Below are 26,910 nucleotides of genomic sequence, written 5' to 3'. Positions count from 1 at the left end.
CTGTCTCACCACTTTTCCGAGTTCGTTTGTCGACGTTCATTGCACTGGCCGTAGCTGCGCGACAAGACCGATGTCAACCGGGACCGAGTCCAATCACGTTGCGGTTCAAAGAGAGAAAGCTCGGTCTCGACAATCGATCGAGCGATACGAGAGGCGAGAGTCGACGCCGGAGCAACCGGGATCGTCACGGCGTTCCTACCTGCCAGTGTCGGCACACCGCCGAGATCCAAACAGACCACCGGCAGGCCCACCGCAGCCGCTTCGGCCGCCACCCAGCCGCCCGAATCGTGCATGCTCGGGAAGAGCAGAGCGGAGGAGGCCCCCATCTCGCCCACCACTTCCGATCTGTCGCGCCATCCGCGAAGCGTGATCTGACCGCGCCGATACGGAAGCGACTTCTCGATCCGCCCGCGGGCGGGTCCCTCCCCGACAAAGGTCATGGACCACTCGGTACCCAGCTGCTCGAGCGCATCCAGAATCAGGTCGATTCCTTTGTATTGCAACAGTCTTCCTACGAACAAGAGTCTTCGTTTCGGTCTGGGTACCGCTTGCTTCTCGATTCCGTCGTAGCCCAGAACACAATTGGGTTGGACGACGACATTGCGTGCCCGCGGTGCGCCACGTCCGCTGTCGGAGTTCATCGCGATGAAAGTGTCAACTCGTCCGGACATGAAGATGTGTGTCAGTGACCGAACGGCTTTCGTCGAGCAGGTTCGAACTACCGTGGATGCCAGATACCGCATACCGATGCGCTTGGCGAGCCGCATCGGCGGGTAGGTGTTGCCCCCAGCAGGCCCCCATACCAGTCGTACTCCGCCGGCTCCACCGAACAGCACCGGTGGGGGCAGCCAGTCGGAGGCGAAAGTTGCATGGTGCAGGACGTCGAAGTTTGCCGCTTCACGCCGAACGAACAGTGAAGTGTGCCAGAGCCATCGGAGGTATCGACCGTACGATCCGGCTTCTTCCGCGGGCAAAGTCGCTATTCGCACGACACGAACCTCGCAACCGAGCTGTTCACACTCTGATTCCAATGCGGGAGCCTCACCGGAGCGAGTCACCACCGTGATCGACTCACACAGTTCGGAAGCTGCCGAGAGAAGCGCCCAACCCGCACCGGATTCACTCCCCTGATTCGGATCGCAGGCGTATGCCGTCATCAACAACCGTGTCATCGCGCTACCACCAGCCTCTGTGCGCGCGGCGTCCGAGAATCGCTGCGGCTGAATCGCTCTGAGAACCAACCGATGTTGCGTGCACCGTTGTCGAGAACCACGCGCTTGATCCGTGGACTGATCAAGGCAACGGGGATCAACGTCGCCGACGCGAGTACGAGCAGAGCGCGTTTGGCACTCTGAGCCGCCAACAGTGGCAGCTCGAGCTGTCCCTGACAGACCGCGAGGATTCGTCCGTTGTTGACATACCGGGCGAAGAGCCAGGAATCCCGACGCCGATCCTCGTCTACCGGTTCGTACGCAAGCGCCTCGTCGCACCACACCAACCGGACACCGCCGGCGCTCATCCTGAGCGTGAACTCGGTGTCCTCGCCGCCAGGTAGATCCCAGTCGTCACTGAAGTTCAAGCCGTTCAAAGCCTTCAGGTCCAACAACAGATTTCCAGCGCCTGCAGACGCAACCGGGGTGCCGGTCGAATGGCGAACGCGAGTGTGCAATGGAAGTTCCGAGGCAGGCAGACCCACCGGAATCACAGGACCGGCCACAGCACCTGCGTCGAAATCTGCGGCGCAGGTGAGGAGATTCGACAGCCAGTCGACATCGACGTACTCGTCGTCGTCGACGAAGACGATGTAACGACGATCTCGTGCACGGGCGAGATCGACCAGCGCACGTCGCGCCGGAGATACCCCGCCGAATCCGAGATGCAGTCGTTCGATCCCGTCGGCAACATACGTCGGCGTGGTGGATTCCGGATCGTTGTCGCCTACTACGACCTGGGCGGAGGCACCGGAAGCCTGGATCGATGCCCGGACGCTCTCGATGCAGACAGCCAGTTCCGATTCACGACGAAAGGTCAGAATCGCCACTACGACGCCGTTGGGATTCTTCATGAGAGGTCAACTTTCGGTCGGGCGTCACGGTTCATCGAAACCAGAAGTGCGACGCTCGCGCTGGCGCACGCCGACACGGCCAATGCTCCTGCGACGTATACGGCGCTGTCGGTCAGTCCCGCCCCGAGAACGATCAGAAACTGTAGAGGCAACAGCATGGCGCGAAATGTGTTGAGGTTTGCGGTCTTGTCCACGACGCGGATCGAGGTACCGACGCCCAGAAGAATCCCGTTGAACGCCACCGCCAACCCGCACAGCAGAATGACCGGTATCAAGTTCGGAAAGTGCGGCCCGACCAGATGATCCATCAATCGCACTCCCGAGAGTCGAATCTCGAGCGTGAGACAGATCAGCGAAACGCAGATGATCGAAACCCAGAAGATCTGCAAGCCCACTCGGCGGCCGAGTGCCATGCACTCGCTCGGGCTCATCGCTTCGACACCACTGCCGAACTTACGCATCAGAATTGGCGAGATGCCCGCGAACATCAAGGACAGCGGACCGAGCAGTGTCTGGGCAGTTCTGATCTCACCGATCATCGAGATCGACGCCACCACAGTGAGTATCAAGAACATCGCCTGCTGAGCAGCTGATCCCATCAATATCTCGATCGCAAACGGCACTGATCTATATCGGTGAGTGCGCGAGTACCTGATCGACGGTACCGGCGGTACCAGACGCATGGATGCGTGACCGAGAGCGAGCGCGACGAAGACACCGACCGTATAGGTCACGAGTGCAAGTGTCAGATTCTCGACCAGGAAAGCTGCAATAAGGACGAACGAGAGTGTCACGATCTGTATCGACACAGAGATCCAACTCGCACCGTCGTGCATCAGCATCGTGCGTATCACGTCCAACACCACGAAACCAGCTGCAGCCAAGGCGTATACCGTGAGATTCATCGAGTCCGAGCCGGCGATCACGAACAGTGCCCACACCGATGTCACCGATACCGCCGCCAGCACGATCGTGGGCGCCAACGCCGGTCCACGCTCGTCGGACCCCGCCCCTCGCGACAGCCAGACGTCGACGCCGATCGCTCTCCCCAGTGCCAGTGCCAACAGACCCGCCGATTGAATCACGGCAACCTGGCCGACTTCGATCGGACCACCGAGTCGTGCCACCGAGGTGAGAACGACAAAAGTGAGGACGCTCGAAAGCCCTTGATCGGCCATGAATGTCACATGCCGAGTGCGATCTTTCACGATCTCACCTCGTCGATGAGCTCACGCATCGACGTCGCCGCTTTGCGCGATGTGAAGCGATTCGAGTAGTGACGATAAGCGGATCTGCGTATCGCCGATCGATCGTCCGCTCCGAAGATTCGATCGAGGGCCTCGCGTATCGACGACTCTTCCAAGGTATGGAGAGGCGTTCCGCCCGGTCCGACGATGTCCGCGAGTGCACCGTTGGTTGCGTAGATGACCGGGGTGCCAACCGACATCGATTCGATCGCAACGCGTCCGAACGGTTCTGCCCATTGAGACGGCACCACGGACGCCGCACTGTCGCGAAGTATCTCGATCACATCTTCGTGCGAAGTGAATCCGGCCAGCGTGACGTTGTCGAGAGCTGCGCTTATGCTGGAGATCTCGCCGTACTGCGGTCCGTCACCGAGAACTGTGAGCGAGGGACTTCCAGCGCCCTGCGGCCAGTTGCGCACCAAATCCAGGACGCCCTTCTCCGGTGTCAGTCGGCTGACGCACACAACCGAATCAGTGCTCCGAAACTCGGGTTCATTTTCTTCGAATCCGAAGTTCGGACGAACCACGACGCGGCCAGAACTGATCAGTCGTCCTTCGACCAGACGTGCTGTCATCGCGCTCGTTGCGACGAACCTGTGCTGCTTCCACCCAAAGACGCTCAGCTTGACCGCCGTAGCGCTCAGGTAGCAGACAAGGCTCTGAAGTCGGCTGTTTCCGTAGCATCCGTTGCGGACACAACTCGTGAAGTATTTGGTGGAACCGCATTCGGTGCACGTGCCATCTGCGCGCAACTTGGCTGACGGTGTGGCGAGGCGATAGTTCCGAACCGCCTGCAACGTAGGAATTGCGGCGGCTCTTAAGGCCACGAGCAACGAAGCCGAGAACGCCGGCCAGAGATTGTTCACGTAGATGACGTCGGGGCGCTCCGAACGGATGATGCGCAACGCATCGACGAGTACGCGAGGACTGAACACTGCGGTGACTGCCGCCCACGGTCCCCGGGAGATCTTGGAATTCTCGGTGGTGCACTGAACCGTCTCGTATCCGATCGATTTCAGGAGCTTGGATTCGTTGGCGAAGCTCTGCTCCTCACCACCCGGATTCCGATAGATCGCATGGAACATCAAGGCTTTCGGCGGCGTGAATCCACCGGCGGACGTCGGGTTCACTTCAGGCTTCGAACGCGCTACATCGAACGACTTGTACATCTCAGTGACCTCCTCTTCGCTCCGGAGCGAACCTGTACGCGTCGTTCTTGTCGCCACGAACCCCACGGATCGACAACTCGGCGTTGCCCGCACTGTGAGAGCGGTGGGTCGAGGGTCCGTACGGCGCCAGGAAGACCCATGCGATCAGCCACATGGCGCCGAAGAAGAGCGTCGACTCCGTCAAGTCCATCGAGAAGACGAGAACCATGATCGCGACGACGGCGATGTACTCCGTTCTGCTGCGGGCTCGCCCGAGCGCCGTGCTCAGAAGCAGGTAATAGCCGGCCAACAGCAGCAGGAATCCGATCCAACCGATCTGCAGCCGAATGTCGAGCATTCCGTTGTGTGCGCTGGTCGCCGGAAAGGACAGCATTGACCGAATCATCTGCCCCACTGCACTGTCCGGCGCCCACACCGAGCCGAAGCCCCATCCGAGCAGAGGCCGCTGTTCGGCGTAGTAGTCGGATACCGTCCAGAGATGTAACCGGCCGGTCAGCGTGACATCTCGCGAGAGTAGCGCCGCGACATCGGGTCCGAGCACCTTCATCGCGCCGGACGCCCCGAGGTACAGGCCGATGATCACAGTCGAGGCGAGGTGAGCGTTCGGTGTCCGTCGAAAGCACCTCAGAGCAACCATTGTCGCCAGCGCAATCCCTGCAGCGACGAGACCGGTCTGGCTCCGGGCCTCGAACAACACGATGCCGGCGACAGCCAGCGCCGCCACCCACGGAATACGCTTGACGTCGGGAAGCATGAGCATGACACCGACAAGTACAACTTCGATGGCAGCCATTCGTCCCAAAGTGTTCTTGTGCGTGAAGATTCCGCGATAAGCAACGGCGCGGGTGTCCACGTCGATGCCAGTCGAAGGATCGAGGAACACGACCATCAACGACAGCACGAGAAGTACCAGCAAGGTGAGGGCAACAGTCCGCACTCGCACCGCGAAGGTCAACTCACGGGCGACGATGATTCCCGTGATCGCCAGGCACACGACGACGATGCCGGCGACGGCGGAGTTCCGGGGCAGTGTCGACCAGTACCAGCTGGTTGCCGGGACGCCGGCCGAGATCATAAGCGTGAAGACAGGCCACGTCGTATTGCGTGAGAATCGCCGGTCGAGGAAGTAGACCAACGCAATTGTCGCCGAAAGAACGGCCGAACCGTGTACGAGCAACGATCCGAGCGCTGTCCTCTGCGTGTACGCCTGAAAGGCTCCGCTCGCGCCGATGACCGCGATCACCAATGCCGTTCGCAAGATCGGCGGATTGTTCAGTGCCTCATTTTCGCAAGGCGCCGGTACCGCCTTCTTGTCAGTAGGCGCCATCACTTCCCACCACCGCCTTGAGCGTCTTCGCGACGATCATGACGTCACCCATCATCGACCAGTTGTCGACGTAGGAAAGATCCAGGCGGACAGTGTCTTCCCACGAAAGATCAGAACGTCCGCTGACCTGCCACAGGCCGGTGACACCGGGCTTGACCAGTAGCCGACGACTGACCGCGTCGTCGTACATCTCGACCTCGCGCCGAAGCGGTGGCCGCGGGCCTACAACGCTCATCTCACGCCGGAGGACATTGACGAACTGGGGCAACTCGTCGATCGAGTATCGGCGCATGAATCGACCGACCGTCGTCACACGCGGATCGTCTCGCATCTTGAAAAGCACTCCGGCGCCTTCGTTCTCCTTCATCAGCGCCGTGACCTGTGAATCCGCATTCTGGACCATCGAGCGGAACTTGAGCATGGGGAACGGCTGACCGTCCAACCCCATCCGCTCGGACTTGTACAGAACCGGCCCCTTGCTCGTGAGCTTGACGGCGATCGCAGCCGCCAGTAGCACCGGACTGATCACGGCGAGTACCACGGTTGAGAAGACGATGTCGAAGGTCGTCTTCGTGAACTTCTGCGCGCCGTGATAGCGCGGACGCTCGACATGGATCAGCGGAAATCCAGCGACCGGGCGCATCGAGAGCCTCGGCCCGGACACATCCAGAATCCCCGGTGCGACAACAAGGTCCACATGATCGCGCTCGAGATCCCAGGCCAGCTTGCGCAGCCCTTCCGGTCCGAGTCGCTCCGACGCCGTCACCGCCACCGTGTCGGCACCGACCTGTTCGAGTGCGTCGGTGACACTGTGCTCGTCTCCGAGCACCGGAATGTCCCGACCGTTCACTGTGACAACTTCGCCCACGTCTCCTCCGTAGCCGGGTACGCAGACTCCGACAACTCGGTATCCATGGGCATCGTCGCGCTCGAGGTTGCGTGCAAGATCGACAACCGCCCCTCGCACACCGACCACAAGTACGGCAGTTCGAAATTCACCTCGGGCTCGCTCACGAGCAATCACCCGTCGCCAGATCCAACGACTCGCGATCAAGGCGGTCAATCCCATCGGAAACGCCACGGCAAGGTACAGGCGCGCGATCTCCAGGTGAAGGAGAAGGCTGGCGATCGCAATCAGTCCGAACAGGCGGAGCGTTCCGACAGCGATCAATCGGTACTCTTCAGGGCCGCTTCCGATCACGCGAGGAGATCTGGTCCGAAATACCCTCAGTACGGCAAACCAGCCGATAATCAGGGCGAAAGACAGTGCGGTGTAGCTGAAATGGCCGAATGCTTCACCGTCGACGACATCCGCGTCGCTACCGAATCGCCACCATTGAGCCAGAAACACAACTGCCGCAACGATGATCGTGTCGGTGATCGCCAGACGACGAAGATACGCAGATTGCCATTTCCTGCGTGCGGAAACTCCACCGGCCCTCTCCGGCGTTACTCGTCGGTGTTGTTGTGGCCGCTCTTTCGTGGGCGCGGCCATCTCGAGAACCGTCATGTGTTCAGAAACCTTTCCCCATGCACAGAATTCGGCCTGAAGATGTTCACCGGCCGAGGTCCATCGGACCGCCTTGCCGATTCCCGAAACTTCGACAGCGAAGCAACTGCTCCGCATTGCTGCGTTCAGTGCGTATGGTCGCATTACGTGCGCCTTGCAGTTAACCCGGCGACTATTGTCAGGCCTCGGCCCAACTGTCGATTATTGCGGCATTGCCGCAGCTCACACCCCATGATTGAAACAGAGTCCACTAACAACCCAAACACAGGACGATCGGCGATTTCTCCTCGCCCGCTGACGTCGCCGGCCTCGATATTGCCAGGACTCACATCTTGGCAACTCTTCGGCTAGCTGGTCAGTACCAGTGAGGAGTTTGCCACATTCCGGACAGCGTGGCAATAGCGCTTTCCGAAGTTCTTCCCGACGCCAGCATTGACGTCAGTTATTCACCCTCCGACAAGAAGGAGTGAACATTGCTCACCATTAACATTGCGTACCTATAGTTTTCATCGCCTAGCCCATTTGGGCTCCGCGTTTGGACGGAAACCAGCACGCGGTTGGTAAACACTCTGCAATCCATACTTTGATGCGCTCAGCGTCGACTCAGCCCTGGACGATTGTTCGACACTTCGCCTCTGGGCGTCTTACCTACTCCTGGCCGGCATTGCGCGAACCTACGATCGGGCGACACCGAGAATTCAGACATACAAAAGGAGGAGTGTAGACCGCCAGCGATCGCCTGTGATGTCTTGAAATAGGTGCAGCACAGCCCAATTAGGGACATGCGAGTTGCGCAGCCGCTCGGCTGCAAAGCGGTGCGACCGCTACCGATGTCTATGTCTATGGCCATGGCCATGGCCATGGCCATGGCAAGCGTGTGTGGCCGTGTAGGGTCAACGGACACTCGACACGCTCGTTCGCACCCAGTAGCGGAGCGTGTCTCTCGAACAACCGACGTTGCGGGACAACTGATCAGCTGGGCGCACGCCATCGAGTGAACCCCCGCACACTTCGATTGTCTTACGCGAAACCGGGTTCCTTTCGTCGCAGGTAACCAGGACGCGACTGAGCCCCACCGGGTCGCCGACATACGCGAGCACCTCACCCAGAGCAGTCGACGCTATCCCTTTCCGGCCCTCCGACCGACGGACCCCGTGGCCGATATGACCACCGACATCGGCCAAGAACGCGTTCATGCTGTGTCGCAGCTGGCCGACAACCCCCGCACCCGCTGTCCAAATCCATCGCGGGATGCCAGATCGACATCTAGGCGTTGCGAAACTCTCGAGGCCGAATCGGGCTGGCCCTCCTGCGGTCCGCCACACTCGCTACTCGATTCCAACCGAGACGCCCACAAGGCCTCGTCGGGCGCAACCAGATCGACAGTCATAGAGGCACCGGTCAAGCAGGGACAGCTCAGACCGCAGCGTCACATCCCGCATGCCCGTGCCTACCCAATTACTGCGACGGCCGATGAACCCGTATTCCGCACTGCGCGTCGCAGACTCAGCGGACCCGACTAGAGAATTGCGTCCGATTCACCACACAGAGAAGGGCCCTCGAGCTTTGCTCGAGGGCCCTGTGAGGCGTCGGGATTTACCGTACGACCAGGTCAGATGACTGTCGACGTGACCTTTCGTTCGCCGACTGGATTGCTGTCCACGGACCCTTCCACGGCCACGTCAGCGACAACCGGATCGGAATCGTAGTAGTACTTGTACTCGTAGACACCACGACCGTTCAGCGGGGTCATCGTGATGACAGTACCGAGAATCGTCGCGCCCACACTGTGGAGATTGCCGACCGCCCTGCTCAGCTGTTCCCTCTTCGTCGTGCCGTGACGAGCAATCACTAGCGCACCGTCCGCCAGCGCTGAAAGAACTGCAGCATCCGTAACCGGAAGCAACGGCGAGGCGTCGATGATGACGTAGTCGAACCTTCTGCGGAGATCGGTAAAGACCGCATGGGCAGTGTCAGTGCCCAGAAGTTCGCTCGGGTTCGGGGGAATCGGACCTGAGGCAAGAACCGTCAGGTCAGCATTGCTCGTGACTTGAAGTACGTCGTCGAGATCTGCTTGCCCGGCCAGGACCGAGCTCAGACCAACGCTTCCGATAAGTCCCAGATACTTCGAAACGCGAGGCTTACGGAGGTCACCTTCGACGAGACACACCTTCTTGCCTGCCTCGGCCAACACGAGTGCGATGTTCACCGCAGTCGTGGTCTTTCCCTCGGAGGGAAGAGAACTCGTAACGACGATGACACTCGGTGGGCGATCCACGGCCAGGAACTGCAGATTGGTTCGCAGCTCGCGGTACGCCTCGGCACTTGCGGAGTTGCCCTCGTGGAAGTTGATCGCTTGATGAACTTCGCGTTCCTTGTCGAACGGAATTGTTCCCACCATCGCCGCGCCGGCGATGTCTTCGACCACCTTGCGCTCTTTGACGGTGTTGTCCAGGCGATCACGCACCACAGCCAACCCGATCCCCAGCAGAAGCCCGATCGCGGCACCGAGCGCCACGTTCCGCGAAGTCTTCGGCGACACCGGTTCCGCGGGAGTTTGTGCTCGCTGTTCGACAACGACGCGCGCAGGTGCTGTGCCACCATTTGCGGGCGTACCCAGATCTTTGACCATCACGACAAACTCGTCCGAGAGCGCATTTGCGATTTCACGTGCCAGTTCAGGCGACGCATCTTGCACGCTCAAATCGAGCAGTACTGTATCCGGCGCCGATGTGGCGGTCACCTTGGACGAAATCTCCGCAGCGGAAAGCCCGCCGAGTCGATCGGGCCCGACTGAATCGATCGTTCTCTGTGCCAGTGTCTCGCCGGTAAGGAGCTTGGCGTAGGAAGTGACCAACTGCTGTGAGAGCTGGTTACCTTGGTAAGCCTCGTTCACGGTTGTTCCGGTAGAAGTCGACACGAACAGGCGCGTGGAAGCCTGGTAGATCGGCGTGGCAATCAACGAGGCGCCCAATGCGCCCAAGATCACGACCACAGTGACGACAGCGACTATCTTCCACCGTGCCTGCAAAATCTTCAGGTAGTCCCGTACATCCATCGTCGAATCTCCTTCGGCTCGAACACGTATCACGTCTTCGAGTAGTAATCGACAGCCGCTGTCGAGCCGCTGCACTCAATGCAGGCTGAACGAGGCAGCCAATCTTCTATCGCGTGTCCCTGCGTCACAGCGCGAGGTATTTGCCGAAACAGCCAGGGGGGAGAGGCCTTCACGGCATCTCACACATCTCACTTCCTGGCCGATGCATGATCGGGAAGTGGCGAACACGCGACACTGACAAACCCGCGACACTGACATCGGGCCCACTCACACATCGCGCAGAGCAGACACAACGTGCAGCCAGGCTGAACTCTACTGCGTCATTGGTCTTTTCACCACCGCAACGGAGCCTCGAAACTTCCTAGACATCGTCAGTCGACCGCGCCGACCATGAAAGGGTCACATACCACAGCGGGCCGTAGGACCAACGTCCGTCGACGACCAACTACGCAACTTGCCGCCGGAAGTTGATGCATACCAACCGAACAAGGCAACATGCCCCTCACCCTGTGATGCACGAGCGGCTATCCCAGCATCTCCCCCGGCCACAGCTCGCTCGCTGACGGACTTTGGTCCCGGGCACACGGCCACTTCCCCTCGATGCCTACAACACCCACCCTCCGTGAAGGTTTCACCGGTTTACGGCCTTCCGAGACCTCGGTAGGTCCACCCTGCGTCGCGCCAGGTGGTCGGTTCCAGACAGTTACGTCCGTCGATGATGACCTTCTTGCGGACGACAGGTTCGAGGTCCGACGGCAACAACTTTCGAAACTCGGCCCACTCGGTCAGAACCAAGACGACATCAGCGCCTGCACACGCTTCAAGTGCGCTCGAAGTGTAAGTGAGGGTGGGGAACAACGCCTTCGAGTTTCCCATCGCCTTCGGGTCATAGACATTGACGGCAGCGCCTTGCAGCTGAATCTGCCCGGCAACGTTCAGCGCAGGTGAGTCGCGCACGTCGTCGGAGTCAGGTTTGAAGGCTGCACCGAGAACCGCCACATTGGCTCCGAGTAGAGAACCACACGCTTCTCGAGCCAGTTCGACCATCCGAGTACGACGACGCATGTTGATATTGTCGACTTCGCGTAGGAATGTGAGTGCTTGATCTGCTCCCAGCTCACCAGCACGTGCCATGAAAGCACGGATGTCCTTCGGTAAGCAGCCCCCACCGAAACCGATTCCGGCGTTGAGGAATCGCCTACCAATTCTCTCGTCATGGCCGATGGCATCGGCAAGAACGGTCACATCCGCACCTGAAGCCTCGCACACCTCCGAGATCGCATTGATGAACGAGATCTTCGTTGCCAGAAATGCATTGGCTGATGCTTTGACCAACTCCGAAGTCGCAAGGTCGGTCACAACAAAGGGAATACCTTCGTTCAAGAGTTGCTCGTACACTTCACGCGCAATCGATTCCGCACGTCCGGGTCGATTGCGGTCGACCCCGAGCACAAGCCGGTCCGGGTGAAGCGTGTCTTTCACCGCGTAGCCTTCCCGGAGAAATTCCGGGTTCCACGCCACCTCCACGTCTTGTCCGGCAGGCGCCAGTTCCCGTGCCCGCGCACCCAATCGCTCTGCTGTACCGACTGGCACAGTTGATTTCCCGAAGATTACGGTCGGCCTGGTCAAGAGGGGTGCGAGTGTCTCGATCACCGAATCGACAAAACGCATGTCGGCCGCGAACTCCCCCTTCTTCTGCGGCGTACCGACGCCGAGGAAGTGGATGTCGGCGAACTCTGCGGCCTCCTCGTAGGAAGCCGTGAATCGAAGACGTCCCGCGGCTATGTTGCGGCGCAGTACTTCCTCGAGTCCCGGTTCGTAGAAAGGAACCTCCCCAGCTTCGAGCATAGCGAGCTTGTTCGGATCAACATCCACCCCGAGAACCTCGTGACCCAACTCGGCCATGCAAGCTGCGTGTGTCGCCCCGAGGTAGCCTGTGCCGAATACCGCAATACGAGAAGTCATAACGATGTCTGCCTGTCGAAGTCGAGTTTACGTCGAATAATGCTGTAGTACTTCATGTCCTGATCGAATCGACGTTCTGTCGATACCACTCCACGGTCGATGCGATCCCCGCACGAAGATCAATCCTGGGCTGCCACCCCAAATCTCGAAGCTTCCCGATGTCAAGCAACTTCCGCGGCGTCCCGTCAGGTTTCGAATGATCCCATTCGATCTCGCCGTCGAACCCGATCTCGTCCGCCACGATCGCAGAGATCTCCGCGATGCTCTGGTCCTCGCCTGTACCAACATTGACGTGTTCTGCTCCGTCATAGTGGTCGAGCAAATGAAGGCAGGCATCCGCCATGTCGTCGACGTGGAGAAACTCGCGCCTCGGCGTCCCGCTGCCCCAGTTCACGACTGAAGCAGCTCCATCACGGCGCGCGTCGTCGAAGCGTCTGATGAGGGCTGGCAGCACATGAGAGCCCTTGGCAGAGAAGTTGTCACCCGGGCCGTAGAGATTGGTCGGCATCGCGGCGATCCACGGACGCCCGAACTGCTTTCGAACAGCCTGTACCTGCAGGATTCCCGCGATCTTGGCGATGGCATATGCATCGTTCGTCGGTTCCAAATGACCGGTCAGCAAATATTCTTCGCGAATCGGTTGAGGAGCGAATTTCGGGTAGATGCAGGATGATCCGAGGAACAGCAGGCGATCTACGTCGAACTCGGCCGCCGCGTCCATCACGTTCACCTGGATGCGAAGGTTGTCGGAGATGAAGTCCACCGGCAGTGTGCTGTTCGCCAGTATCCCGCCCACCTTGGCTGCCGCGAGGACCACGTTCTTCGGCCTCTCGGCGGCGAAGAACTCGAACACGGCACCGCGGTCGCGAAGATCGAGTTCGGCGGACGTGCGACCGACAAGGCGATTGAAACCGTCGGCCTCCAAACGACGCCAGATCGCTGAACCCACGAGTCCACGATGGCCCGCGACGTACACCGCATCGTTCCGATCGAGGGACTTCTGCGCGTACTCCCCCGTCATCGAGCGTGCTCCCAATCCACCAGGTTCGGGCGGTCGATCCAGGGCTTGCCCTCACACTTCAGAGCCTCGATGTCCGCATCGACCATGATTCGAGCCAGCTCGGGAGTATGTACAGTCGCCTTCCAGCCGAGCTTCTGCTCCGCCTTACCTGCATCTCCGATCAACGCATCTACTTCCGTCGGCCGCAGATAGCGCTCGTCGAAGCGCACATGATCTTCCCAGTTCAAACCGGCGTGCTCGAAGGCCACCGACAGGAAATCCTTGACCGAGTAGTTACCGCCTGTCGCGAGCACGTAATCGTCCGGCTCGTCGGCCTGAAGCATCCTCCACATTCCCTCCACGTACTCCGGCGCGTAACCCCAGTCGCGGATTGCATCGAGATTACCCATGTACAAATCGTTTTCCAGGCCGGCCTTGATCCGCGCCACCGCTCGCGTGATCTTGCGAGTTACGAATGTTTCGCCTCGCCGCGGAGATTCGTGGTTGAACAGAATTCCGTTCACGGCAAAGATCCCGTACGCCTCGCGGTAGTTCTTGGTGATCCAGTACGAGTACACCTTCGCCGCACCGTACGGCGATCGCGGATAGAAGGGAGTCTGCTCGTCCTGCGGAGGCGGTGTCGCACCGAACATCTCGGAACTGGACGCCTGGTAGAACCTGCATTCGAGACCAGCCATCCGGACTGCTTCGAGCAACCTGATCGACCCGATTCCCGTCGTGTCTCCGGTATGTTCGGGCTCGTCGAAACTTACCCGTACATGTGACTGCGCTGCGAGGTTGTAGACCTCGTCCGGGCGTATCTGTGCGAGAAGAGTGACCAAACGCGCCCCGTCGCTGAGATCTCCGTAATGAAGGAACAGTTTTGCATCCGGCGTGTGGGGATCCACATACATGTGATCGATTCGAGCCGTATTGAACGTGGACGATCTACGAATAAGTCCGTGGACCTCGTATCCCTTGCTCAACAACAGCTCGGCCAGGTATGAACCGTCTTGGCCTGTAATTCCGGTAATCAGTGCACGTTTCACTTGAAACTCCGTCCTCGAAGCAGATACTTGTCTGCGAGTAGTCATCGGCCGAATTGTGTTGTGTGGGAGCAGCGAACCCACAACCAGAACTGAGAAACCCTCACGGCATTACTGCCTCCTTGATCCGCGATCTCAGATCCTCCAGTTCCGCGGCAGCGGAGTCCATTCCGCGAGAGATTCGGGTAGATTCGTCGTGCCCTAGATTCAAGCTGCCACCCGTCGCATCGTCCATCCAGGAGGCCTGCGGTGCGAGTACCGGTTCCAGCGAATCCCTCAGCTTCGGTACCGAACTACTACCCGACATCACCGGTATCGATCCGCCTCGAGCGCTCAGGATCAAAACATGGAGGCGGTCACTGACGGTTACGGCGGCGCGCTCGTACAGGGCGCGGACAGCCGACTCCTGTTGCCGATGGGTCGTGTCATCGTCCCATCCCACGTAGGGAATACCCAGCGTCGCAGCAACTTCGCGGTTGTGGCTGTCGTCCTCGACAACCTGGCAACAGGCCATCAAATCCAAACCATTTGCCGAGAACTGACTTTGGATCGACCGAAGGGACGCGTAGTTCACCGGTCGGTCATGCCGAAGTGAAAGCAAGGCTATTTCTCGGCGCGCAGATTCTCGGCCAGCAGACTTCGCTCCGTCGGATACACCGGCCCCGAACGCGAGATCGGGATAGAACCGACTCTTACCTCGCAGGTACTCACACGTCCTTTTGTCACGTGCCGCGTAGACGTCGGCTACGCCGACGAGGATCTTCTCGGGTACTGCCGCCATTGGGCTTCGTACCTCGATCGACCGTCCCAAAACGAGGACTCGTGTACCGAACATGCGAAGCACCGCAAAGACTGTCACCAACAACGAGTGCTTGACGACGCTTGCTGCTGATGCCCCCAGAACCGCCGGCCCAGGTGCCATCACGATCACTGCCCGCTTTCGGCGCACTGTATCGGACAAAATCGCTCGCCAGAAGTTGATACCCGAATCCATCACCTCGTCGGTTGGTTCCCAATCGAAGGCATCGACGTACTCCGCGCTCATACTGCCCGAAAATACAACGGGTCTGAACCCCAGTTCACGCATGTAGTCGACTGCTGTTCGGCGTATCTCGATGTCACCCAGATTGCCCTGAGCTGCTGCGATACTCATGAAGAACCTACGCATGGGGATCCCTCCTCATTGCAACGACAACGACACAGGTCAGCAATGCGGTTTGAAGTACATAGCTGAGCGAGAGCGACCACCCCGCTCCGAGCGCCCCGTAACGGGGGGCAGCCAGCACGATTCCGACGAGGCAGATCAAGGTGCTCACAACCGTTATGTAGGAGACGATTTCAACTCTGCCCGTACCTTGCAGGATCGCATTCAATTGGGACGAGATCGCTGCGAAGATCAAACTGAAGCAGACGACCTGCATTACCGGTACCGCGTCTACGTACGCATCGCCCAAAATCGGTGGAACGAGTACAGGGATGACAGCTGCGATCACACCGAAGATCACCGCGCTTGCGATGCATACGTACATCGCGGGTCGCAGAATGCCCTGGGTGATTCGCCCGGTCGTCGAGCGCGCCGCCGCAGGCATGAGAACTGCCGCAAACGATGTGGGAATCAGCCGCAACGGAGTGGTGATACGACTCGTCACGCCGTAGATTCCGGAGACGGCCGGTGACGTGACAAGTCCAACCAGCAGTACGTCGAAGTTGCGCGTCTGAGTAGCAACGGAATTCAACCAGAAGTGCGAGGACTTGCCGATGATCGACTTGTACGAGCGTCTCGATCTGACACGAGTGATCGCCGGTCCGAGCCGAATGGCCACGAAGACAGCGATCATCGAAGAGAACGCGAGGCCCACGGAATACCAGAACACTGCGTCGACTCCTGCGAGCCAAGCGGCCGCAACAAAAACGAGAGCAAGTGCTCGCCGGAGGAGCAACGACACCGCGTTCTGCCAGGTATTCCCGTCAGCGAGTGGTAGCGAGAGCAGCGTCTCGACGTAATTGTCCAGAACAACCCAAGCTGTCAACGGCACTACGAACCAAAGCTTCGGCTCGAAGACCGCGGCTACCGCCGCGGTAAATGCCAGCAATGCACCGACGGCCAGGTTGGCGCGGCGCGAGAACTCCAAGGTCGACGCGATGAGGGGTTCCTGGTCACCCAACGCACGGATCCGAACCAGAAATGGGGTGAACCCGAAGTTCAGAATGGTCTGAAGCACCAGTCCGACACCATAAGCCGCAGCGAAGATTCCAAAGCCGGACGGACCGGAGATACGCGCGAGTAGGACCATACTCAGTGCCTGAATCAACGCACCGACAAGACGTCCGCCGGCGATTCCCGTGAACTGAACCACCAAGGGGTTCGTCATCACCTTCATGTTCCACCACCCGGGCACTCGAACGCGTGCGGAACCCCGGCGCAGCGCGGTCGTGCGCCCTTCATGGTCGTCCGATCGACGAAACCGGGGCGCGGACGATCGAACTCGCCGGAACATCGGATGTAACAAGGCAATTTGCGCCGATAACCGAGTGGTCACCGACCGACGTGCCGCGGAGAATTGTGGACCTGGCCGCAATCCACACTCCGTTGCCGATGACGATCGGTCCGTTGTCGAACTCGAAAGTCCGTGACTGTCTGCTGTGACTGCCCGCGCACAGAAAGACGTCCTGCGAGACACAACTGTTCGACCCGATACTCACCGGTTCGAGATTGAGGATCCATGCTCCCTCACCCACCCAAGTGTTATCACCGATCGACAGTTTCCACGGCCAATGGATCTTCACGCCGTGCCGAATCAGGACTCCATCACCGATCTCAGCGCCGAACAGTCTGAGAATGGCAACTCGTATGCGTGCCGGCACGAACCAGGCCCGGAACAGTGGTGCCACCGCGAGCCAGGCGACCTGCACTGATGCCGGACGTCCCTTGTCGTATCCTGCCCCGGTGAATTCGCCGAGGGAGAGCTGCGGGTGTGTCATCGCGCTCGGGCTTGCGTCGGTCGAGTCGGCAAACTGTCTCGATTGATGAGTCCGTCGAAGAGGTCACCGAACGCGGTGGTGGCAGAGCCGGGAGACAAGGTTTCGTGCACGTACTCCCCCCCGTTTCGCGCGAGTTGAGCGGCACGGACGGGGTCGGAAACCAGCATCTCTATTTCACGTACCAATGCTTCCGGATTTCCGGCGTCAACACGTACTCCCGCCCCGGACAGGGCGATCTCCTCGCCGGAGGCACTGTCCGAAGATGTAGCCGCGACGACAGGTACCCCTGAAGCGAAATACGATGTAAGTTTGCTCGGAACGGCCATACTGCGAAGATCGGCCAACTCGTTGAGAAGTAATGCGTCCGCTGCTCGCAGCACATCGGTGAAGTCCTCGCCGCCAACAGGATCCATGAATTCGATCCCGGTGCATCCCTCGGACAGCTCTTCGAGATGGGCCCGCTGATTCCCATCCCCCATCAGTACGAATTTGATGTCGGACTGGCGCGGCCCAAGTAAATGCGCGGCGTTCACCACGTTCTCGAGCCCTTGCTTTGCACCCATATTGCCGGCATGCAGAACTATCTTCTGTTCCGGCCCCCAGCCCAATCGCTTTCGCGAATCTTCTCGGGTGCAGGCAGACTGGGAGAGATCCAGGTGGGTCCAGTTCCTGATGACTGTGACGCTGCTCGAGTCGACTCCGAGGTTGTCCTGCGCATGCTTCGCGAACCGCGGGTGGATCACGACGACGTGATCGGACTTTCGCAAGATCCAGGATTCGGCTCGATCGACGAGAGACGACAGGCCTCCGCTCAGCTGACCGGTCTCGGACGCGCCCAGTCCGTAGAAGTCCTGCACCCACAGCACCACGGGTGTGCGCGATCGAAGGAGCCTGGTCCTGATGACAAATGCCGCCGAGGACAAAAGTGTAGGACTTAAACACAGTATGAGGTCTGCTCGATGGAAAAGAGTCGCCCAGGTCGCCCTCAAAGCGAAACTTGCCTCCATCAGAATTCTTCGCAGGAAGCTGGGATTCCGGGGGATGTAATGACGAAGTCTTTGAACCGTCAGATTTTCTGACTGCTCTACGGAAGACAGACCTGAGAAGCCATCCATCTTTCGCCAGAATGGATAGTGCGGATACCCTGTCACTACCCTGACGTCAGCACCGGCATCCGCTATCGCATTTGCCAAACCCTCCGTGTACGGAGCGATACCGGTTGGCTCAGGAGAATAGTTGATTCCCACGATCAGGATTTTATTTCCCTGATTATCCATCGTGCTCATTTCCCTTTTCAGCTAACTCAGGACGGCAGTCCGTGCACAGCTTGCAGGTGTGCACTTCTCTGCGTGTCACTCTCGAATCGTTCGGCGACTTTCCGTGCCGGAACTCCGACATTCACCGAGAAACTCTCGACGTCGTTCGTCACGACCGAACCGGCTCCGATAACCGCACCGTCACCGATCTTCACACCGCTCAATATCACCGAACAGGCGCCTATCCATACGTCTGTTCCAATTTCGACAGAATCGCGTGCACCAGGCTGACGGTCCCCCACCCACGTCGACGCGAGCATCGGAATACCCACCTCGTCGATCGCGTGGTCTTCGCGCCCCACGATGTAGACGTTCATTCCGATCATGACGTGGGATCCGATGGAGCCGTCTACCTGAATAACGGTTCGGGGTCCGACGCTGACATTATCGCCGATATTCAGCCGGTGAGGCGCACTGATGATGGCTCCACGGCCGGCGTTGAAGTCGCGCCCTACTGAAACATTCCCGTTCGATATTGCGAGTCCATTCATTATTCCGCGAAGGGCTCGCCTGACACCTGACGGTAGGCGTGATCGGTTGCTCATCGTACGACCATCTCCTTGGGCCATCCCTCATTGTCGAATTCGACGACCTGACCTCGCAACGCAGCAGAGATCCCCGATGCCATGGTTTCGGCGGAATAGAGATCCCCTACCTTCGCTGAAACTTTCTCCGCTGGAACGGGATTGGAGACAAGATGCAAGAAGTAGTCTCGCAGCGCCGCAGCCAGCGACTCCTCGGTCGTCGGTGAGTAACTCTGCATAGGACCGACAGCAGCAAGTTCGATCTCGGGGGCGTGCGGGGCGTCCTCGGGGTACAGCATCGGGACTCCGAATCCCAAACTCTGAGTGACACTCAACCCGACGTATCCGGGAGAGATCGACATGATTGAGCGTGCGTAGATTTCAGCAAGTTCGATCGGACTTTCAATGCGTCCGTGTACCACAACGGACTCTTCCAGACCTAAATCGAGAATTTGCCGTTCTATCGTTTCCACCGCATTGCCGAAACCCACGATTTCCAACACGGCACCCTCGTCGACGAGGCCTGATTGGTGGAAAGCCGGAACCAATTGATCGACGTTCTTCTCGGCAACCAATCGGCCGACATAGACAATTGATTTACGCGATTCACCGGTGTTACCAGCGTTGATGTCAGCGCGTTTGTACAAAGAATTGGGTGCAACCCAAACTGGTTGGCCTGGAACCTCGAGCTTGGCTGGGACCACACTGGCGTACCCGTAAAGAATGGTCCCCTGAGACAAGCGGCGCATCGTTCTACGAAGGAAAGCCGTCTTCGACGAAGAACCTTGCCTGGGATGCAAATGGCCCCAAAGAAGAGTACGGCGACGCGCTATTCGTCGAAGGACCAAAATACTCCACGATGTGAGACTACGGGGGTTCAAATCCAGGATAGTCACGGACGCTGAAAGCGGATTTTTCCAAGAACCCACCTGAAGAAGAACCTTGTCACCGAAGATTCCGATCCGTCGAACGCGGTCGTAGAAATCCGTGTCGATGCCAGTTCGTACCGTGGAATCCAACCCGTAGTCCGAAGCCAGAATATCGAGATTTCCTTCCTCCATCTCACGCAACACCTCGATGCACGGATTCCGATACGTTGGAATCACCGCCAAATACATCGAGTATTTTTTTGATGACATCGAGCCTGCTCCCCCAAAGTTCTCATCGAGCACCACCGATTGGCCAGTGTGCATTGCGCAGTTCCCTTACTTCGGATCCCAGGCAGGGTTCGCCGGGAATGGCGAATCGGATTCGCGATACGAATACGAAAGACTGACTGACTGACTGAACGGATCAGTATGCGCCGTCACTAGCCATTACGGCTTTGAGCGTCTTCACGACGATCATCACGTCCCCGACCATCGACCAGTTGTCGACATAGGACAGATCCAGCCGAACGGTTTCTTCCCACGAAAGATCCGAGCGCCCGCTCACCTGCCACAAACCGGTGATACCCGGTTTGACCAGCAGTCGCCTTTTCACGGCCCCGTCGTATGCCTCTACCTCACGCCTCAACGGCGGTCTCGGACCAACTACGCTCATCTCGCGCCGGAGCACATTGACGAACTGAGGCAACTCGTCAATCGAAAACTTTCGAATGACGCGCCCCACCTTGGTAACCCGAGGATCGTCACGCATCTTGAACAGGACACCGGCGCCCTCGTTATCCGACAGCAGGCTGTCGACCTGCGTATCTGCGTTCTGAACCATCGATCGGAACTTCAGCATCGGAAAGGGAACCCCGTCCAATCCCATTCGCTCCGACCGATAGAGCACAGGACCCCGACTGGTGAACTTGACTGCCAACGCCGTCACGATCAAAACGGGACTGATCAAAATGAGAATTACAGATGCGAAAACGACGTCGAAGGCTGTCTTGGCGAACCGTTGAGCACCGTGGTATCGCGGACGTTCGACGTGAATCAGTGGAAGGCCCGCCACCGGCCGCATCGACAGTCGCGGACCGGAAACATCCAGGATTCCCGGTGCCACAACAAGATCGACGTCCTTACACTCCAGATCCCAGGCCAGTTTCCGCATACCGTCGTAGCCGAGGTGTTCCGTCGCCGTAACCGCCACCGCATCGGCTCCGACCAAGTCGAGTGCGTCGGTCACATCGTGCTCGTCCCCGAGGACCGGTATTTCGTTGCCGTCGACCACGATGACTCTGTCGCGACGACCTAGTTGACTGGGTTGGCAGACGCCCACGACCCGGTACCCGTCACCGGGAGCTCGTTCGAAGGTTTGGGCCATTTTCTTGACTGCAACCGGGCTTCCCACGACTAAGACGGACGTCTGGAAATCGCCGCGCGAGCGCTTCCTCGCAATCACCTTTCGCCAGATCCAGCGGCTCGCCATCAGCGCGGTCAGACCGACAGGAAATGCGAAGGCCAGATAGAGCCGCGCGATGTCCAACTGCAACAGCAAGCTGACAATCGCAATGAGTCCGAAGAGGCGAACTGTCGCGACGAAGATTCGCCTGTACTCTTCGGGTCCGCTGCCGATCACACGAATCGAGCGAGTGCGAAAGATCCCCAACGACGATAACCACATCGCCGCCAATGCAATTGACACACCGGTGTAGCTGAGTTGCCCGAGGATTCCGGGGCTCACTGCGCGGCTGTCTCCACCGAATCGCAGCCATTGAGCCAGGAAAACCGTCGCCACGATGATCACCGAATCGCCCAGGAACAGCCTTCTGCGGTACGCCGTTTCCCATTCCCTCCGAGAAGTCGATCCGCGGCGGAGGTCGGGCACTGCGCGGGGAAGCGTGTGCTTGGTCTTGCCCAGTGTGGACACGTCGAGCGCCGTCACGTGATCAGTCCCTTCCTCATTCGTGGAATCCGTGTGTCGTTGAATCCGTGTGTCGTTGACAGGTGTTGAGCGTGATTCACCAGATTTGAGCAATCCACTGGAACAGCAAATTGCTCGCTTCGATCCGAAGAGTGCAATTGTTCGAGAATCGGAACGCTCTCACGCTCCGAGTGGATTACATTTCAGCACTGTCCGCGCGCAGGATCAAACGCAAAGTCGCCCCAGTTCAGGCCTGTAGTCGCCCGCACCCCTACCTATTCCAATGTGGCCGCAACGCAAGCGCTTTGCCTCTCACCGTTCGGAGGCGGAGCGCCTGGAACAACAGAACGAAAGATCGATTCAGAGGCAACTATCGCGTTACTTCGACGAAAGTGCGGCAAAGCGAAGGACCTTACTCGTCAGTAGGCGGTTGCCACAGGGCAACGCATTACCGATACGGCCTGAATAGAGGATCATTTCCATTGGTAACCAACGCAATGACTTTCGCCGACATAAGGTGCCTGCGCCGTTGGGGACCTACGTCCCCGGCAGGGATCTTGGTCCCTATTGCCGATTCGATGTGCAATTCGAAGGCGAATAGCCCTACAGCCCTTGCTGATACAGGCTTCAACATCGAAACAAGATCAGGTCACTCGTCCAGTTCGCAACAAGCAAGCTCCGAAAAGAAAATTTTCCTTCGTCTCAATATGTGGGATTTCTGCCCCGCTTCGGCCGTTCCGCAGCGGCCGGTGCTCGGATTCGCACCTTGTGATCGATCACGTAAGGTCGACCAAAGTCGGGTTCGCTGACACAACCTCGCTGCAGCCGACACAGCCGGAGTGGACGACCAGTTCGAATAGGACTACATATCTTGAAGATTCGCGACCTACGCACGCAGTCGGGAATTATCCCCCGCCTCACAGTACGTTGGCTGATGATTGCAGCCGCGACAATCTTTGCTTTCTGGCCCACCTGGACCAATTTGTGGAGGAGCACCGCGAGCGGTACCGCCATCGGATACGTTTTTGTCCTCCCTTTGCTCTGCCTGATAGCCGCCGTCGGAACAGATTTGCGACGCGGCCCGGACCTTCCGATCCACGACCGTGAGACGGACAAGATTGTCGGTGGTATCGGCTTACTTGTTTCTCTGGGTTTACAGGCACTCCTCATGCCACGTTTTGCCGAGAACTATGAATTGATGCATATCGATGTAATCGCGGCATGGGTATTTGTCTGGAGCGCAGCGGTTCTCATGTTCGGGCTGCGTCCGGTGAACCGCTACTGGGCAATCTGGGTTGTTCCGATCGTCCTGGCGCCGCTCATCTACCGCACGCTGGCGACCGAACTCGGCGGCACGCGATTCGACTACAGCATCATCATGGTGCTGGTCGCCTCGGCCGCAACGACGATCGCCGTCAGTAGGACCTGGAGACGGGGATTCGCCGGGTTCGTCGCTTCGTCCGTCCTGGGTGCTGCCTTGGTCTACTACCTCTCGCGGCAGTACCCGACTGCACCCTTGTTCAGCGTCCAGCTGCTACCAGCAATAGGTAGTGCGTTACTGGTAGGCGGGTTCTTCTACCTGTACGAGCGACGTGGAAGGTCATGGAAGCCGTTCGAGCGTCCGCTCCGGAATCCCTCGACGTCAACCAGCAACTGGACGATCCTGGTGGTGTTCGCCGCGGCAATCGTGATGTTTTTTACGCCAGTGCCCACCACTCAGAGCGTTCCGGTCTCAGTAGGTCCGCCGGCGACTGCGGATCCACGCCTCATCGTCCCCGCCGGTTGGCGTGAGATCTCAACCGACGAATACGATTGGCCGAGAAAATACTTCGGTTCCACCTCGGCACTCACTCGCCAGACAATTCGTGCTGACACACCCAACCCTGCCTGGGACACCCAGATGCGACCACGCACCGTCCAAATGGACGTTGTTCAAGTGCGTCGCCCGTCTACTCTGTCTGTCTATCCGAGCAATACAACCTATGATCTCCAGAACGCACGTGTCAGCCCCACCGTACGAGTTGAGTTGACTCGTGGAGTTGTCGCGGAAATGTACACAGTTGTCGACGACTCCCTCCTACTCACCTGGAGCAACCTCAATTTCGTGTGGACACGCGGCGACGGTGCCGCACAACGCGTCACACTCTTGACAGTGGACAATCATGAACCGAATGCCTTGTTCCCCGAACCGAAACCATCGATGGCTTCGAATGGAAGCAACACCTTGGCAGTTCTACTCAGAGGCAGGATATCTACTGTCGACAGCGAATCTCAGTACAAGGATCTAGGTGTTGTGGGTATGGACGTTGCTGACGCTGGATTGAAGTAGACGGGCTGGCCCTTCGCGGCAGGATGGAAGTTGCGAAACAGACCATCAACAGCAAAGGGACCAGCCCTGTGACACACCGTAATGCTCCGCTGACTGTGGAGGGAAGACGACGACTCATCGAGCGGTGCCGCACTCGTCCGATCGCCCACGTCGCCGCCGAAATGGGCATCTCCCGACAATGCGCCTCCACGTGGGTCAACCGGTACCGCAAATACGGTGAACTGGGATTACAAGACAGATCCAGCGCACCGAACCATCAACCCACCGCCACCGCCGCAGAGATCGTGGCCGAGATCGAAGCGATGCGCCGGACCCGGAAATGGTCGGCCGCGCGCATCACGTTCGAACTCCGAATGGACGGAACGGTCATCGCTCGCCGGACGGTCACGAAACTCCTGCGGGATCTTGGTCTCAATCGCCGCCGGTTCATCGACCCGAACGGCGAAACGAACCGCAAACCCCAGGTCATCGCCGCGAAACGGCCTGGTCAGATGGTGCACGTCGACGTGAAGAAGGTCGGCCGCATCCCTGACGGCGGAGGTTGGCGCGTCCACGGGCGAGGTTCCGAGCAGGCCAAACGATCACAACGTCGGAAAACGAAGAACAAGCAGGGCCGCGTCGGCTACACCTATTTGCATTCCGCGATCGATGGCAACACCCGTTTGGCGTACACCGAGGCCAGAGACAACGAAACTGCCGCGACAGCCATCGATTTCATGAACAACGCCCGACTCTTCTTCGCGGCGCACGGCATCACCCGGATCGAGCGCGTGATCACCGACAACGGATCATGCTATCGGGCAGCAGATTTCACTGCTTCACTGCGGGAAGCGCGGCACTACCGGATCAAGCCGTACACGCCGAAACACAATGGGAAAGTGGAGCGCTACAACCGCATCCTCGCCGAAGAACTGCTGTACTCCCGCGAATACATCAGCGAAGCCGAGCGGCGCACTGCCGTCGAGGTGTGGAACATTCACTATAATTATCACCGACCGCATTCAGCACGCGGAGGACGACCGCCTGCCGCTTACCGCCGGCACCGCGTAACTAACGTCCGTGCCTCATACATCTAGGTATGCTCCAGTCCCTCGGAAGGCTTGTCGTGGAGGCACAGAAGTGGTAGATCCCGATCTCTCGGTTGAGGACGAAAGCTCGGAAGAATTCAAACGAGTTGCACTTCACGATGCTGTGAACGGACTGCGTGAACGTAAACCGATTTCGTCGGCATCAGTTGCGTTCTATCCGTGGCAGCGCAACATCCTGTTCCTGATTCTCGTGATCACCGTTGTGTGTCTGGTCTTCTTCCTTACTCCCACGCTCATCGTTCTCACATTGGCATGCACGCTCGGGTACGTATGGGCGATGGTGGATCGCCTAGTGCTGTTCACACGAGGTCTGGATGCCTCCTCGATCGTGACGATCAGCGATCAGGAGGCAAGCTCGCTTTCCGATGAAGAACTACCGCACTACACAATCCTTGTGCCGGCGTACAACGAGCCGGAAGTAGTCGGAGACCTGATTTCCGCTATGCGTGCGATCGACTACCCCTCGAACAAATTGCAGGTGCTGTTGCTCCTCGAAGAGGATGACACCGTCACCATCGACGCGGCGACTGCCGCCGGAGTCGATGCCGTGGTGAGTATCTTGAAGGTCCCTGCTGCAGATCCGCGCACCAAACCCAAAGCCTGCAACTACGGATTGCACTTCTCTACGGGCGAGATAATCACCATCTACGACGCCGAGGACTCACCGGATCCGCTCCAGTTACGCCGTGTGGTGGCAACCTTCGCGAAGCTTCCATCGAATACCGCGTGCGTTCAGGCGAAACTCGCATTTCACAACGGGACTCAGAATTTGTTGACCGCGTGGTTCACGGCCGACTACGCCCTCTGGTTCAATTTCATCCTCCCAGGACTGATGCGCAGTCAGTCACCGATTCCCTTGGGAGGCACGTCCAATCACCTTCGACGAAGTGTGCTCGACGAGATCGGCGCCTGGGACCCCTTCAACGTCACGGAGGACGCAGATCTCGGAGTTCGCATCGCGGAGAGCGGCTACCGGACCGCTGTTCTGAACTCGACGACGCTGGAGGAGGCCAACAGCGACACGATCAACTGGATCCGACAACGCTCACGCTGGTACAAGGGTTACCTGCAGACTTGGTTGGTTCACATGCGTCAACCTGTGAAACTGTGGCGCGGACTCGGCACGGTCGGATTTCTACGCTTCACCATCTTGATGGCGGGGACACCCATTGTGGCGACACTGAACATGGCGTTCTGGCTGATCAGTCTGGGTTGGATTCTCGGCCAGCCCGAGGTCATCCACGACGTGTTTCCCAACTACGTCTATTTTCCCGCCCTCGTGTCACTCGTATTCGGTAACGCCGCAGTCCTTTACATGAACCTGGTGGCATGCCGAGAGACGCGAAATCCTATGCTGCTGATAGCTTGCCTGACCGCTCCGCTTTACTGGGTCTTGATGAGCATCGCAGCCATCAAAGGCACATATCAGTTGATACGCAACCCGTCTTACTGGGAGAAGACCTTCCATGGCTTGAACACGTAAGCTCAATT

21 protein-coding genes are annotated in these 26,910 nt (G+C 58.7%); 3 read left to right on the top strand and 18 right to left on the bottom strand.

Features of this window, described 5'->3' with window-relative positions; translation table 11 throughout:
• Positions 1–5: 5 nt before the first annotated feature.
• From EHW12_RS06470 to EHW12_RS06385, 18 genes are all read right to left on the bottom strand, one after another.
• Positions 6–1,172, bottom strand: a complete 1,167-nt coding sequence (locus tag EHW12_RS06470) for a glycosyltransferase family 4 protein (protein ID WP_054187550.1) — start codon at positions 1,170–1,172, stop codon at positions 6–8.
• On the bottom strand, positions 1,169–2,065 hold the full coding sequence (locus EHW12_RS06465; RefSeq protein ID WP_064114237.1) for a glycosyltransferase: 897 nt from the start codon (positions 2,063–2,065) through the stop codon (positions 1,169–1,171). The genes EHW12_RS06470 and EHW12_RS06465 overlap by 4 nt, the downstream gene beginning before the upstream one ends.
• Positions 2,062–3,273, bottom strand: a complete 1,212-nt coding sequence (locus EHW12_RS06460; RefSeq protein WP_054187552.1) for a hypothetical protein — start codon at positions 3,271–3,273, stop codon at positions 2,062–2,064. Before EHW12_RS06460 ends, EHW12_RS06465 begins: the two co-directional genes overlap by 4 nt.
• Positions 3,270–4,481, bottom strand: a complete 1,212-nt coding sequence (locus tag EHW12_RS06455; protein WP_070162074.1) for a glycosyltransferase family 4 protein — start codon at positions 4,479–4,481, stop codon at positions 3,270–3,272. The genes EHW12_RS06460 and EHW12_RS06455 overlap by 4 nt, the downstream gene beginning before the upstream one ends.
• Position 4,482: 1 nt before the next feature.
• Complete coding sequence (locus EHW12_RS06450) at positions 4,483–5,808, bottom strand: O-antigen ligase family protein (protein ID WP_125050422.1); 1,326 nt, start codon at positions 5,806–5,808, stop codon at positions 4,483–4,485.
• On the bottom strand, positions 5,795–7,318 hold the full coding sequence (locus EHW12_RS06445) for a sugar transferase (protein ID WP_064114236.1): 1,524 nt from the start codon (positions 7,316–7,318) through the stop codon (positions 5,795–5,797). Before EHW12_RS06445 ends, EHW12_RS06450 begins: the two co-directional genes overlap by 14 nt.
• Positions 7,319–8,211: 893 nt before the next feature.
• On the bottom strand, positions 8,212–8,514 hold the full coding sequence (locus EHW12_RS35130) for a GNAT family N-acetyltransferase (protein WP_241199115.1): 303 nt from the start codon (positions 8,512–8,514) through the stop codon (positions 8,212–8,214).
• A gap of 416 nt (positions 8,515–8,930) precedes the next feature.
• Positions 8,931–10,376: a polysaccharide biosynthesis tyrosine autokinase gene (locus EHW12_RS06435; RefSeq protein WP_007726623.1), complete on the bottom strand. Its 1,446-nt coding sequence runs from the start codon at positions 10,374–10,376 to the stop codon at positions 8,931–8,933.
• Between the two features lie 639 nt (positions 10,377–11,015).
• Positions 11,016–12,341, bottom strand: coding sequence for a UDP-glucose/GDP-mannose dehydrogenase family protein (locus EHW12_RS06430; protein ID WP_007726621.1), 1,326 nt, complete (start codon positions 12,339–12,341; stop codon positions 11,016–11,018).
• A 52-nt stretch (positions 12,342–12,393) separates the two neighbouring features.
• The gene (locus EHW12_RS06425) at positions 12,394–13,362 is read right to left on the bottom strand and encodes a GDP-L-fucose synthase (RefSeq protein ID WP_070162072.1); all 969 of its coding nucleotides are present in this window, start codon (positions 13,360–13,362) and stop codon (positions 12,394–12,396) included.
• On the bottom strand, positions 13,359–14,390 hold the full coding sequence (gmd, locus tag EHW12_RS06420) for a GDP-mannose 4,6-dehydratase (RefSeq protein WP_176742028.1): 1,032 nt from the start codon (positions 14,388–14,390) through the stop codon (positions 13,359–13,361). The genes EHW12_RS06425 and gmd overlap by 4 nt, the downstream gene beginning before the upstream one ends.
• Before the next feature lie 100 nt (positions 14,391–14,490).
• Positions 14,491–15,555: a polysaccharide pyruvyl transferase family protein gene (locus EHW12_RS06415; protein WP_064443238.1), complete on the bottom strand. Its 1,065-nt coding sequence runs from the start codon at positions 15,553–15,555 to the stop codon at positions 14,491–14,493.
• Positions 15,548–16,759 carry an oligosaccharide flippase family protein gene (locus EHW12_RS06410; RefSeq protein WP_158170310.1) on the bottom strand — a complete coding sequence of 404 codons (1,212 nt, stop codon included), beginning with the start codon at positions 16,757–16,759 and terminating at the stop codon, positions 15,548–15,550. The genes EHW12_RS06415 and EHW12_RS06410 overlap by 8 nt, the downstream gene beginning before the upstream one ends.
• Positions 16,760–16,829: 70 nt before the next feature.
• Positions 16,830–17,369, bottom strand: a complete 540-nt coding sequence (locus EHW12_RS06405; RefSeq protein WP_064443236.1) for a DapH/DapD/GlmU-related protein — start codon at positions 17,367–17,369, stop codon at positions 16,830–16,832.
• Positions 17,366–18,646 carry a glycosyltransferase gene (locus EHW12_RS06400; protein ID WP_164490553.1) on the bottom strand — a complete coding sequence of 427 codons (1,281 nt, stop codon included), beginning with the start codon at positions 18,644–18,646 and terminating at the stop codon, positions 17,366–17,368. The genes EHW12_RS06405 and EHW12_RS06400 overlap by 4 nt, the downstream gene beginning before the upstream one ends.
• Positions 18,647–18,672: 26 nt before the next feature.
• Complete coding sequence (locus EHW12_RS35125; RefSeq protein ID WP_024487404.1) at positions 18,673–19,011, bottom strand: DapH/DapD/GlmU-related protein; 339 nt, start codon at positions 19,009–19,011, stop codon at positions 18,673–18,675.
• Between the two features lie 215 nt (positions 19,012–19,226).
• Positions 19,227–20,402 (bottom strand): glycosyltransferase, encoded by a 1,176-nt coding sequence (locus EHW12_RS06390; RefSeq protein WP_082661466.1) that lies wholly within the window; start codon positions 20,400–20,402, stop codon positions 19,227–19,229.
• 100 nt (positions 20,403–20,502) lie between these two features.
• On the bottom strand, positions 20,503–21,999 hold the full coding sequence (locus EHW12_RS06385; RefSeq protein ID WP_231917461.1) for a sugar transferase: 1,497 nt from the start codon (positions 21,997–21,999) through the stop codon (positions 20,503–20,505).
• Between the two features lie 874 nt (positions 22,000–22,873).
• On the opposite strand from EHW12_RS06385, the gene EHW12_RS06380 reads away from it, so the two are divergent.
• The 3 genes from EHW12_RS06380 (at position 22,874) to EHW12_RS06370 (ending at position 26,902) form a co-directional block, all read left to right on the top strand.
• Entirely contained in the window at positions 22,874–24,331 is a 1,458-nt protein-coding gene (locus tag EHW12_RS06380) for a hypothetical protein (protein ID WP_241199114.1), read from the top strand.
• 68 nt (positions 24,332–24,399) lie between these two features.
• Positions 24,400–25,407 carry an IS481 family transposase gene (locus EHW12_RS06375; RefSeq protein ID WP_125050420.1) on the top strand — a complete coding sequence of 336 codons (1,008 nt, stop codon included), beginning with the start codon at positions 24,400–24,402 and terminating at the stop codon, positions 25,405–25,407.
• A 43-nt stretch (positions 25,408–25,450) separates the two neighbouring features.
• Positions 25,451–26,902 carry a glycosyltransferase gene (locus EHW12_RS06370; protein ID WP_058038950.1) on the top strand — a complete coding sequence of 484 codons (1,452 nt, stop codon included), beginning with the start codon at positions 25,451–25,453 and terminating at the stop codon, positions 26,900–26,902.
• Positions 26,903–26,910: the final 8 nt, after the last annotated feature.

This window comes from Rhodococcus sp. NJ-530 (assembly GCF_003860625.1).
GTDB classification, from domain to species: domain Bacteria; phylum Actinomycetota; class Actinomycetes; order Mycobacteriales; family Mycobacteriaceae; genus Rhodococcus_F; species Rhodococcus_F qingshengii.
Note: the sequence above shows the minus strand (reverse complement) of the source record. Positions and strands in the feature narration are given on the sequence as shown.

Coding starts and splice junctions, on each gene's coding strand:
- EHW12_RS06425 (WP_070162072.1), bottom strand. CDS start 13,362: ATGACGGGGGAGTACGCGCAGAAGTCCCTCGATCGGAACGATGCGGTG.
- EHW12_RS35125 (WP_024487404.1), bottom strand. CDS start 19,011: ATGATCGGAATGAACGTCTACATCGTGGGGCGCGAAGACCACGCGATC.
- EHW12_RS06405 (WP_064443236.1), bottom strand. CDS start 17,369: ATGACACACCCGCAGCTCTCCCTCGGCGAATTCACCGGGGCAGGATAC.
- EHW12_RS06435 (WP_007726623.1), bottom strand. CDS start 10,376: ATGGATGTACGGGACTACCTGAAGATTTTGCAGGCACGGTGGAAGATA.
- EHW12_RS06400 (WP_164490553.1), bottom strand. CDS start 18,646: ATGGATAATCAGGGAAATAAAATCCTGATCGTGGGAATCAACTATTCT.
- EHW12_RS35130 (WP_241199115.1), bottom strand. CDS start 8,514: ATGAACGCGTTCTTGGCCGATGTCGGTGGTCATATCGGCCACGGGGTC.
- EHW12_RS06410 (WP_158170310.1), bottom strand. CDS start 16,759: ATGACGAACCCCTTGGTGGTTCAGTTCACGGGAATCGCCGGCGGACGT.
- EHW12_RS06390 (WP_082661466.1), bottom strand. CDS start 20,402: ATGCACACTGGCCAATCGGTGGTGCTCGATGAGAACTTTGGGGGAGCA.
- EHW12_RS06470 (WP_054187550.1), bottom strand. CDS start 1,172: ATGACACGGTTGTTGATGACGGCATACGCCTGCGATCCGAATCAGGGG.
- EHW12_RS06415 (WP_064443238.1), bottom strand. CDS start 15,555: ATGCGTAGGTTCTTCATGAGTATCGCAGCAGCTCAGGGCAATCTGGGT.
- EHW12_RS06445 (WP_064114236.1), bottom strand. CDS start 7,318: ATGACGGTTCTCGAGATGGCCGCGCCCACGAAAGAGCGGCCACAACAA.
- EHW12_RS06455 (WP_070162074.1), bottom strand. CDS start 4,481: ATGTACAAGTCGTTCGATGTAGCGCGTTCGAAGCCTGAAGTGAACCCG.
- EHW12_RS06430 (WP_007726621.1), bottom strand. CDS start 12,341: ATGACTTCTCGTATTGCGGTATTCGGCACAGGCTACCTCGGGGCGACA.
- EHW12_RS06450 (WP_125050422.1), bottom strand. CDS start 5,808: ATGGCGCCTACTGACAAGAAGGCGGTACCGGCGCCTTGCGAAAATGAG.
- EHW12_RS06465 (WP_064114237.1), bottom strand. CDS start 2,065: ATGAAGAATCCCAACGGCGTCGTAGTGGCGATTCTGACCTTTCGTCGT.